Here is a 9,744-nt window from a genome sequence, read left to right on the forward strand (position 1 = left end):
TCCGGGTGACTTGAACACGAAAAGGTGCGTCCTTAACAAGATCAGGGGCGCGCCTTATGTGCGAGCCGATCTTTACTGAAAGGCTCACACAATGGAACTCGGCATCTACACATTCGCGGATATGGGGCCGGACCCGAAGACGGGCCGCCCGGTCACGCCCGCCGAAAGGCTCAGGAACCTCATCGAGGAAATCGAACTCGCCGACCAGGTCGGGCTCGATGTCTTCGGCGTCGGCGAGCACCACCGCCCGGAATATGCCGTCTCCGCTCCCGCCGTGGCGCTGGCGGGAGCCGCCACGCGCACGAAGAATATTCGCCTCACCAGCGCGGTGACGGTGCTTTCTTCCGACGACCCAATCCGCGTCTTCCAGAGCTTTTCAACTCTCGACCTTCTCTCGGGCGGCCGGGCGGAAATCATGGCCGGACGAGGCTCGTTCATCGAATCCTATCCGCTGTTCGGCTACGACCTCGATGATTATGACAAGCTGTTTGCCGAAAAGCTCGACCTGCTTCTGGCCGTGCGCGCCAATGAGCGCGTCACATGGTCCGGCGAACTGCGCGCGCCGATCAACGGTCGCGGCGTCTATCCGCGACCCATTCAGGACCCGCTGCCCGTATGGATCGCCGTCGGCGGCACGCCGCAATCCGTGGCCCGCGCCGGCTTCCTCGGCCTGCCGCTCGCCATCGCCATCATCGGCGGCGATCCCCAGCGTTTTACACCGCTGGTCGATCTCTATCGCGAGGCGGGAGCAAAAGCCGGCCATGCGCCGGACGCTTTACGCGTGGGCATCAATTCCATCGGCTATGTGGCGGAGGATTCGCAGACCGCTGCCGACGAGTTCTTCCCGCCTTATGCCCATGTCATGAGCCAGATAGGCCGCGAACGCGGCTGGCCGCCAACCACCCGCGCCCAGTTCGACGCCATGCGCGGCCCGCGCGGCTCGCTCCTGACCGGCAGCCCGCAAGAGGTGATCGACAAAATATTGCTCGAGCATTCCTATTTCAAACACGACCGCTTCATGATGCAGGCCGGCGTCGGCAATCTGCCGCACGACAAGATGATGAAGGCCATCGAGCTGTTCGGGACACGGGTGGCGCCGGAGGTGAGGAAGGCGTTGGGAGTGAGCGGTGATCAGTGATCAGTGAGCGGTGAGCGGTGAGCATCACTATCTTACTGCTTACTGCTTACTGCTTACTGCTTACTGCATACTGCTCACTGCTTACTGCTTACTGATCACTGCTTACTGATCACCACTCACTACTCCCCAACCCAAACCCCTGCATCAACCTTCTTGTCGAAAAATCCGGCTGGCCGGAGGTGAAGATGGCTATGTCGTCGCCATGCTCCGGCTGGGCGCCGCTGCTCGCCAAGAGCGAGCGTGCGCGGCGGGCAATCGCCTCTGCCGGGTCGAGCCAATCGACCGGCCAGGGCGCGAGCCGGCGAAAGACATTGGCCATGAAGGGATAATGCGTGCAGGCGAGCACGACGATATCCGTGCGCCCTCCGTCCTTCTCGATGAAGCACGGCGCGATTTCCGCCAGAACCGCCGCGTCATCCACCGCCTCGCCCCGGATATGCGCCTCCGCCATGCGGGCGAGATTTTCGCTTCCCACCAGATGCACATGGCATTGCGTGGCGAATGACTGGATCAGGTCGCGGGTATAGGCGCGCTTCACCGTGCCGGGTGTCGCCAGCACCGAGACGAGCCGCGAGCGTGTGCGCTCCGCCGCAGGCTTAATCGCCGGGACGGTGCCGACAAAGGGTGTTGCGGGATAGGCGCGGCGCAGATCGTCGAGCACCAGCGTCGAGGCCGTGTTGCAGGCAATGATCGCGATTTCCGGATCATGCTGGGCGATAAAACCGCCGAATAGCGTGACGATACGCGCCTTTAGCGCCTCTTCTTCCCATCCGCCATAAGGAAAGCCCGCATCATCGGCGATATAGACGAAGCGTCGGTCCGGCATCAGCACCCGCGCCTCGCGCAGCACTGTCAGCCCGCCAATGCCGCTGTCGAAGACCAATATCGGCCGGTCCAGCGCGATATCGACCGCCTTTTGCGCTACCGGTTCGACAAGCGTCATTCGCCTTGTTCCTTTTTCGCCCCCTTCGGCTTTTCGCGCCCTTCCGGCGCGCCGGAGCCGCGCGGATGCTTGCGCGTGAAATAATCGAGCGAGGTGACGACACCGCGCAACAGCTTCACCTCGGCTTCGCCAAATCCGGCGCGGGTCAGCACGGAGCGCAAATTGTGCGCCATGGTTTCCTTGCGCGCCGCGGGACGGAAATAGCCGCGCGCATCAAGAGCTTCCTCCAGATGGTTGAAGAAACCGTGAAGCGTTTCCTTGCGCGCCGGCTCCAGTTCCGGCCCGCGAAAGGCGGTATCGGTCTCGCTCTCCATGCCCGATTTCATCCATTCATAGGACATCAGCAGCACGGCTTGCGCGATGTTGAGCGAGGCAAAGGCCGGATTGACCGGGAAGGTCACCAGTTCGTCGGCAAGGCTCACCTCCTCATTGCTGAGGCCGAAGCGCTCGCGCCCGAAGAGGATGCCGATCTTCTGTCCCGCCGAAAAGCGCTGACGCAGCACCCTGCCCGCTTCCACCGGCCCGCGCACCGGCTTGAAGCCATCGCGCTCGCGCGCCGTGGTGGCGAATACAAAGCCAAGGTCCGCTATGGCGGAGGGCAGATCGCTATAGACCTTCGCGCCATCGATCACATGATCGGCCTTGCTCGCCGCCGCGCGCGCCTTCTCATTGGGAAACTCTTCGCGTGGATTGACGAGACGCAACTCGGAAAGCCCGAAATTCGCCATCGCCCGCGCCACCATGCCGATATTCTCCGGCAATTGCGGCTCAACCAGAATGATGGCGGGGCCTTCCGCGATGAATGGGCGATTTTTGTCCGTTCCGGCCATGACAGTCTCTTATATCTGAAATGCCGCACTCACTGGCACAATCGCGGGGAAAACTCAAACACGCCCCCTCGATATCGCCCTTTGCCTTGGCGCGACGTGGTGCTATAGGGGCGCGACCCACCAAGACAAGAGGCTTTTTCAATGGCGAAGATCAAGGTTGCGAACCCGGTTGTCGAGCTCGACGGCGATGAGATGACCCGCATTATCTGGCAGTTCATCAAGGACAAGCTCATCCATCCCTATCTCGACGTCGACCTGAAATATTACGATCTTTCGGTCGAAAACCGCGATGCCACCAGCGATCAGGTCACGATCGACGCCGCCAATGCGATCAAGCAATATGGCGTCGGCGTCAAATGCGCGACCATTACCCCCGATGAAGGCCGCGTCGAGGAATTCAAGCTCAAGAAGATGTGGAAGTCGCCCAACGGCACCATCCGCAACATTCTGGGCGGCGTGATCTTCCGCGAGCCGATCATCTGCAAGAACGTGCCGCGCCTGGTGCCGGGCTGGACCAAGCCGATCATCGTCGGCCGCCATGCCTTTGGCGATCAGTACCGCGCCACTGATTTCAAGTTCCCCGGCAAGGGCAAGCTCTCCATCAAGTTCGTCGGCGACGACGGCGAGGTGATCGAGCACGAGGTCTATGAAGCGCCGGGCGCCGGCGTGGCGATGGCCATGTACAATCTCGACGAATCGATCAAGGAATTCGCCCGCGCCTCGTTCAATTATGGCCTGCAGCGCGGCTATCCGGTCTATCTCTCCACCAAGAACACGATCCTCAAGGCCTATGACGGCCGCTTCAAGGATATTTTCCAGGAAGTGTTCGACGCCGAGTTCAAGGCCGAATTCGAGAAGAAGAAGATCTGGTACGAGCATCGCCTGATCGACGACATGGTCGCCTCCGCGCTCAAATGGTCCGGCGGCTATGTCTGGGCTTGCAAGAACTACGATGGCGACGTGCAGTCGGACATCGTGGCGCAGGGCTTCGGCTCGCTCGGCCTGATGACCTCAGTGCTGATGACGCCGGATGGCAAGACGGTGGAAGCGGAAGCCGCGCATGGCACTGTCACCCGCCACTATCGCCAACACCAGAAGGGCGAGGAAACCTCGACCAACTCGATCGCCTCGATCTTCGCCTGGACGCGCGGCCTCGCACACCGCGCCAAGCTTGATAATAACGCCGAGCTGAAGCGCTTTGCCGACACACTCGAGAAGGTCTGTGTCGATACGGTTGAATCCGGCTACATGACCAAGGATCTGGCGCTGCTGATCGGCCCGGACCAGCCTTGGCTCTCGACCACCGGCTTCCTCGACAAGATCGACGAGAATTTGCAGAAGGCGATGGCTGCGTAAATAAGTCCGACGCTATTTCCCTCCCCCTTGCGGGGAGGGTGGCCCGTAGGGTCGGGTGGGGGTGGTGACGTTTGCGCTTTTGCCGGAGAAATTGGCGTAACGTCACCACCCCCATCCGCCCGCTGACGCGGGCACCTTCCCCGCAAGGGGGAAGGAGGCACCACACCGAAACCCGGCCTTCCGAGGCCGGGTTTTCTTTTGGAGGGAATGGGTGCATCCTGCTGTTATCGAAGGAGGTCCTCCATGTCCGAACTGACGCTCTATACCAATCCCATGTCGCGCGGGCGCATCGCCCGCTGGATGCTGGAAGAGATCGGCGAGCCTTATAATGTGGAAATCCTCGATTTCGGGCCGCCGATGAAGAACGACGAATATTGCGCGATCAACCCCATGGGCAAGGTTCCCGCGCTGCGCCACGGTTCGCATGTTGTCACCGAAGCTGCCGCCATTTGCGCCTATCTGGCGGATACTTTTCCGCAGGCAGGGCTGGCTCCTCGTCCGGAGGAGCGCGCCGATTACTATCGCTGGATGTTCTTTGCCGCCGGTCCCGTAGAGGCGGCGCTGACCAACCATGCGCTCGGCCTCGAGCCGCCGGCTGAAAAAAGTCGCATGGTCGGCTATGGAACCTACACGTCCGTTCTCGATGCCCTGGAAAAGGCCGTATCGCGTCATCCCTATATTGCCGGCGAGCGTTTCACCGCCGCTGACGTTTATGTCGGCTCGCAAGTATCCTGGGGTCTTGGCTTCGGCACGCTCGAACCGCGCCCAGCCTTCACCGCCTATGCGCAGCGGCTAAAGCAACGCCAGGCCTTGGCTCGCGCCAATGAGTTGGACGATGCCGCCGCACAGAGCATGAAGAAGGCTTCAAGCTGATTGGTCGTATCAAAACCGAACCACAGCACAATTCGCGAATTGTGCTGTCAGGAACGCAGCGAAGCTCTTGCCCTCCATTGGCCGGCGGCTTAAGCCTCGAAGCATGAAAATTGCGACATGGAACATCAACGGTATCAAGGCGCGGATCGATAACCTTCTGCGTTGGCTGCAGGAGTCAGCGCCCGATGTCGTCTGCCTTCAAGAGATCAAGTCCGTCGATGAGCTGTTTCCAAGACTGGAAATCGAGGCTCTAGGCTATCATGTGGAGACTCATGGCCAGAAGGGCTTCAACGGCGTTGCCATTCTTTCCAAAAACACACCGGATGAAGTCTTGCGCGGGCTTCCCGGCGCGGATACGGATGAGCAATCTCGTTTCATCGAGGCAGTGTTTTCGCGGCCTGGCGGCGTCATTCGCGTCGCTTCCCTCTATTTGCCAAACGGCAACCCGGTGAATACCGAGAAATATCTCTACAAGCTCGCCTGGATGGAAAGGCTGGAGCGCTGGGCATCGAGCCGTCTCCCATTGGGGGAGCCTTTGGTGCTTGCCGGAGACTATAATGTCATACCGCAGCCGCAGGATGCGAAACATCCAGAACAATGGCTCAATGACGCGCTTTTCCTCCCCGCGACAAGGCAGGCATTCCGCAGGCTGGAAAATCTGGGTTTCAGCGATGCGATCCGTTCCGTCAGCGACGCGCCCGATCTCTATACATTTTGGGATTATCAGGCGGGCGCATGGCGGCGCAACAATGGCATCCGCATCGATCACCTGATGCTGTCGCCGGAAGCCGCCGATCGCCTTGTCTCCGCCGATATCGAAAAATATGTGCGCGCGTGGGAGAAGCCGTCCGACCACGTACCGGTCGTTATCGAGCTGACGATCTAGAGAGCTTCCTCTTTTAAGGGAACCACTTGGTGTCCTTTTGCGCCGTTGTCGTGAATGGATAGGTTGAGGCATGGATTCCTGTGCTTGTCACAGATGAGATGCTCTAGACCACGTCCCGCGCCAACGATTTGCCGCATTTGGCGGGCCGCATGATCCCAAAAAGTTGCAGACTTTTCGAACAAAATCATGCGGCTTAAAAAGCATGATCCCGAAAGGTACGCACCCTTCTCGGGTGAGATTATGCTTTAAAAACAAATACCTGTAGCGGGATACTTAAACTCAATTGCATCCCGTTCTCGTGCAAAGCTGACGAGGGAGGATTTCAATGGTTCATCGATTCTTCAAAATTGCAGGTGTTGCCGCCGGTGCCTTTGCTGTCACGGCTTTTGCCGTCAATACGGATCTTTTAGCGCCGGAAGAACGGCCTCGCCCGCTCGTCATCGCCCACCGCGGCCTTGGCCAGACCTTCTCGCGTGAAGGGCTGCAGAACGACACCTGCACGGCAACGCGGATATTCCAGCCGGAGCATCCTTATCTCGAAAATACGATCGAAGGCTTCAAGGCGGCCTTCGCGGCCGGCGCCGATATTGTCGAATTCGATGTGCACCCTACCACTGACGGCCAGTTCGCCGTCTTCCACGACTGGACCATCGATTGCCGCACCGAAGGGACAGGCGTCACCCGCAAGCAGAGTCTTGCCGACCTCAAAAAGCTCGACATAGGTTATGGCTATACCGCCGATGGCGGAAAAACCTTTCCGTTCCGTGGCAAAGGCGCAGGCCTGATACCGTCGCTTGACGAGGTGCTGGCGGCCTTTCCGGACCGGCGCTTTCTCATCAACATCAAGAGCAATGACGAGCGGGAGGGCCACCTTCTCGCCGCCAGGCTCAATACCCTTCCGCCCGAACAGCGGGCAAATATCATGGTCTATGGCGGCGGCAAGGCGATCGACACTTTCAAAGCGTCCAGCCCCGAAACCAAGGTTCTGGGAACCGATGGAGCGATCCGTTGCTTCATCCGCCACGCGCTGCTCGGCTGGAGCGGTTATGTGCCGCAAGATTGCCGGCAGACGCTGTTCATGGTCCCGGCGAATTTCGCGCCCTTCATCTGGGGATATCCGAACCGGCTTGCCGCGCGCCTCGAAGACCATGGCTCGCTTCTCGTCACTCTCGGGCACAATAATGGCGAAAAGTCTACAACCGGCGTCGATGACGAACAGACGCTACGGCGAATTCCTGCCCGGTTCAACGGCGCCATCTGGACCAACCGTGTCGACCGCATCGGTCCGCTGGTCCACACCCCGGTCGATTAATCCACCAAGCTAAAGATTTTCGCGAAAGCCTGAGCGCAGGCGGGGAGAAACAAAAGGCGCAGCCTTCGAGCCGCCGCGCCCCGCCTTTCTCATCTCAACCGGGCAAGTTGCTGAATTTGCGGATATTCCTGTCGACCACGGATTCAGGCAGAAAGCGCCGCATGAATCTGCCCTGCCCTGCCAGTTTCCCGGCGGTGTAGCGCCGTTTCGGCTGCGCTTCGGTGGCGGCTTTCACTACGGTTTGCGCCACCACTTCCGGAGCGTCGCCCCCTTCCACACCGCTGCGCATCTGCCTTTCGACCTGCGCGCGTATCGTATCGTAGATGGAAAGCGGCTGGTCTGGGCGCGTGATGTTTTCTTCAAACGAGGTGCGGGTAAGACCCGGCTCGACGAGCACGACCCGAATGCCGAACGTGCGCAGTTCATGATCGAGCGATTCCGAATAGCCTTCGATCGCGTGCTTGGTGGAGGCGTAAAGCGCATTGTAGGGCGACGGGATCAATCCCAGGACGGAGCTCATATTGATGATCCTGCCCGCCCGCTGCCGCCGCATGATCGGCAATATGGCATTCGTTACGCGCAGAACGCCGAAGACATTCACATCGAACAAAGCCTGCGCCTGCTCGGCGGAGGATTCCTCCGCGCCGCCAACGAGGCCAATGCCGGCATTGTTGACCAGTAGATCGATGCGTCCCGCTTCGCGCAGAACCTCATCCACCATCTTTTTGACCGACGCGTCGTCGGTCACGTCGCAGACCAGCATGGCAATGCCATCAGATGTCTCAGTGACCGCCTTCCGGCTGGTTCCGAACACGCGATAGCCGGTCTCCTTCAAGGCTCTTGCCGTTGCAAGGCCAATACCCGACGATGCGCCTGTGACTATGGCTACGCGATTCTCCGTCTTGGTCATCTGATCTCAATTCTCCTGTTGCAGGGTGGACTATCCACTCCGCGACAGTTAGTATCATTTTGAAATCGAGTCACTATCAAAATAATATGAACACCGACAATCTTCTGGACGAGCCATGCCCCATTGCGCGCAGCCTGACCCTCGTCGGCGACGCGTGGAGCATGTTGATATTGCGCGACGCCCATGCCGGCATCACGCGTTTTGATGATTTCCGCAAAAGTCTCGGTATCGCGCCCACGATGCTGACGCGCCGTCTTGCGACGCTGACAGAGGAAGGCCTGCTGGAAAAGCGGCGTTATCAGGAGCGGCCGCCGCGTGATGAGTATGTGTTGACGCTCGCCGGACAGGATTTTCTGCCGGTGCTCTTCATGATTGGTGGCTGGGGCAGAAAGCACCGCGGCGGCGGCAAGCTGACGCGCTTTCTGGACGCTGAAATGGGAACAGACATCGAGCCTGTCGCCGTGGATAACATTACAGGCGCAAAGATCGGAACGCGGGCGATCCGGATTATAAAACCATGACAGGCTCAGTCACTTCAAGCGTAAGCGCGAATTTCTGTGCACCTTTTCGTATTGAGTATGTTTTGACATGAGGTGTCCACTTAACGGAGGTGGACACCAAGTGATTGAGGACGATGAACGGAAGCTGCCGGTGAGGCGGGTGTTGCGCAACGGGCGCCGACGCTACGATGCGGCGTCGAAAGCGCGTCTTGTCGCGGCGTGCCTTGAGCCCGGCGTGTCGGTATCGCGACTTGCGCTTGAGCATGGGATCAACACGAATCTTCTGCGCAAATGGATAAAGACCGCCAGGGAAGCCCAATCTCTGCCGCCCTCGGCGACATCGGCGTTCATTCCGGTTGTCGCGGCGGATCGCAGCTCGCCGATGCAGGGCAGCGTATTGGATATGCCGGCCACGCGTGGTGACGGGCGGCTGGCGGCATCACACAGGACGGGCCGGTTGTCCTCGCCGGCCCGGTTGAACGCGTCACTGCCGAACGGCGTGGAATTGACGCTGGAATGCGGGGATGTGGATGGGTTGACGGCGATGTCAGGAGCGTTGGGCGATGTTCAGGCTGGGCGCTGATCTTCAAGTCTATCTGCACCGCGAGCCGATCGATTTTCGGGCCGGGATCAACAGCCTTGCGGTTCTGGTTCAGGAGACGATGGCGCTCGATCCGTTTGCTCCGGCGGTTTTTGCGTTCTGCAATAAACGTCGCGACCGGATGAAGCTCGTCGCCGAGCAGCTTCATATCGAGGTGAAGGCGAAGGTCCTGCAGAATGTGCGGTTCAAATATGCCTGCCGCCACTGCGAGCGGACCGGCATCACCACGCCGGTCGTGATCGCGCCGATGCCCGCGCAACCGTTGCCTGGCAGCATCGCCACTGCCTCGACGCTGGCCTTCGCGCTGGTTCATAAATATGTCGACGGCACCCCGCTCTACCGCCTGGCGCAGGTCTTCGAGCGCGCCGGGGTTCCCGTCAGCCGTGGCGCTCTGG

At 59.9% G+C, this 9,744-nt stretch carries 10 protein-coding genes and 2 pseudogenes; 9 read left to right on the forward strand and 3 right to left on the reverse strand.

Going from position 1 to position 9,744, the window contains the following annotated elements:
• Positions 1–91: 91 nt before the first annotated feature.
• Positions 92–1,138, forward strand: a complete 1,047-nt coding sequence (locus C7477_RS04265; protein WP_110749317.1) for an LLM class flavin-dependent oxidoreductase — start codon at positions 92–94, stop codon at positions 1,136–1,138.
• Positions 1,139–1,247: 109 nt separating this feature from the next.
• On the opposite strand, the gene murI is transcribed toward C7477_RS04265, so the two are convergent.
• Both murI and C7477_RS04275 read right to left on the reverse strand, forming a co-directional pair.
• Entirely contained in the window at positions 1,248–2,081 is an 834-nt protein-coding gene (murI, locus tag C7477_RS04270; protein WP_110749319.1) for a glutamate racemase, read from the reverse strand.
• A complete protein-coding gene (locus C7477_RS04275) occupies positions 2,078–2,911 on the reverse strand; it encodes an RNA methyltransferase (protein ID WP_110749321.1) in 834 nt (277 codons plus the stop codon). Before C7477_RS04275 ends, murI begins: the two co-directional genes overlap by 4 nt.
• Positions 2,912–3,052: 141 nt before the next feature.
• Between C7477_RS04275 and C7477_RS04280 the strand changes: the two genes are divergently transcribed.
• From C7477_RS04280 to C7477_RS04295, 4 genes are all read left to right on the forward strand, one after another.
• Entirely contained in the window at positions 3,053–4,267 is a 1,215-nt protein-coding gene (locus C7477_RS04280) for an NADP-dependent isocitrate dehydrogenase (RefSeq protein ID WP_110749323.1), read from the forward strand.
• A gap of 243 nt (positions 4,268–4,510) precedes the next feature.
• The gene (locus tag C7477_RS04285; protein ID WP_110749325.1) at positions 4,511–5,140 is read left to right on the forward strand and encodes a glutathione S-transferase family protein; all 630 of its coding nucleotides are present in this window, start codon (positions 4,511–4,513) and stop codon (positions 5,138–5,140) included.
• A 103-nt stretch (positions 5,141–5,243) separates the two neighbouring features.
• Positions 5,244–6,026: an exodeoxyribonuclease III gene (gene xth / locus C7477_RS04290; RefSeq protein WP_110749327.1), complete on the forward strand. Its 783-nt coding sequence runs from the start codon at positions 5,244–5,246 to the stop codon at positions 6,024–6,026.
• A 325-nt stretch (positions 6,027–6,351) separates the two neighbouring features.
• On the forward strand, positions 6,352–7,338 hold the full coding sequence (locus tag C7477_RS04295; RefSeq protein ID WP_110749329.1) for a glycerophosphodiester phosphodiesterase family protein: 987 nt from the start codon (positions 6,352–6,354) through the stop codon (positions 7,336–7,338).
• Positions 7,339–7,432: 94 nt separating this feature from the next.
• Here C7477_RS04295 and C7477_RS04300 read toward each other — a convergent pair whose 3' ends face one another.
• Complete coding sequence (locus C7477_RS04300; RefSeq protein WP_110749332.1) at positions 7,433–8,248, reverse strand: oxidoreductase; 816 nt, start codon at positions 8,246–8,248, stop codon at positions 7,433–7,435.
• Positions 8,249–8,334: 86 nt separating this feature from the next.
• Between C7477_RS04300 and C7477_RS04305 the strand changes: the two genes are divergently transcribed.
• The 4 genes and pseudogenes from C7477_RS04305 to C7477_RS19135 all read left to right on the forward strand — a co-directional run.
• Positions 8,335–8,769, forward strand: a complete 435-nt coding sequence (locus tag C7477_RS04305) for a winged helix-turn-helix transcriptional regulator (protein ID WP_110749334.1) — start codon at positions 8,335–8,337, stop codon at positions 8,767–8,769.
• A 103-nt stretch (positions 8,770–8,872) separates the two neighbouring features.
• Entirely contained in the window at positions 8,873–9,331 is a 459-nt protein-coding gene (tnpA, locus tag C7477_RS04310) for an IS66-like element accessory protein TnpA (RefSeq protein ID WP_181418342.1), read from the forward strand.
• A pseudogene (gene tnpB / locus C7477_RS19130) lies at positions 9,312–9,488 on the forward strand (IS66 family insertion sequence element accessory protein TnpB); the annotation flags it as partial. The gene tnpA and the pseudogene tnpB, both read left to right, overlap by 20 nt.
• Positions 9,468–9,744, forward strand: a pseudogene (locus C7477_RS19135) (IS66 family transposase); the annotation flags it as partial. The pseudogenes tnpB and C7477_RS19135, both read left to right, overlap by 21 nt.

It is taken from the genome of Paramesorhizobium leguminum, assembly GCF_003217235.1.
Taxonomy (GTDB): domain Bacteria; phylum Pseudomonadota; class Alphaproteobacteria; order Rhizobiales; family Rhizobiaceae; genus Paramesorhizobium; species Paramesorhizobium leguminum.

What these genes read in the sequence shown, in the direction of transcription:
- C7477_RS04275 (WP_110749321.1), bottom strand. Translation starts at nt 2,911, where the DNA reads ATGGCCGGAACGGACAAAAATCGCCCATTCATCGCGGAAGGCCCCGCC.
- C7477_RS04285 (WP_110749325.1), top strand. Translation starts at nt 4,511, where the DNA reads ATGTCCGAACTGACGCTCTATACCAATCCCATGTCGCGCGGGCGCATC.
- C7477_RS04265 (WP_110749317.1), top strand. Translation starts at nt 92, where the DNA reads ATGGAACTCGGCATCTACACATTCGCGGATATGGGGCCGGACCCGAAG.
- C7477_RS04300 (WP_110749332.1), bottom strand. Translation starts at nt 8,248, where the DNA reads ATGACCAAGACGGAGAATCGCGTAGCCATAGTCACAGGCGCATCGTCG.
- murI (WP_110749319.1), bottom strand. Translation starts at nt 2,081, where the DNA reads ATGACGCTTGTCGAACCGGTAGCGCAAAAGGCGGTCGATATCGCGCTG.
- C7477_RS04280 (WP_110749323.1), top strand. Translation starts at nt 3,053, where the DNA reads ATGGCGAAGATCAAGGTTGCGAACCCGGTTGTCGAGCTCGACGGCGAT.
- C7477_RS04295 (WP_110749329.1), top strand. Translation starts at nt 6,352, where the DNA reads ATGGTTCATCGATTCTTCAAAATTGCAGGTGTTGCCGCCGGTGCCTTT.
- xth (WP_110749327.1), top strand. Translation starts at nt 5,244, where the DNA reads ATGAAAATTGCGACATGGAACATCAACGGTATCAAGGCGCGGATCGAT.
- C7477_RS04305 (WP_110749334.1), top strand. Translation starts at nt 8,335, where the DNA reads ATGAACACCGACAATCTTCTGGACGAGCCATGCCCCATTGCGCGCAGC.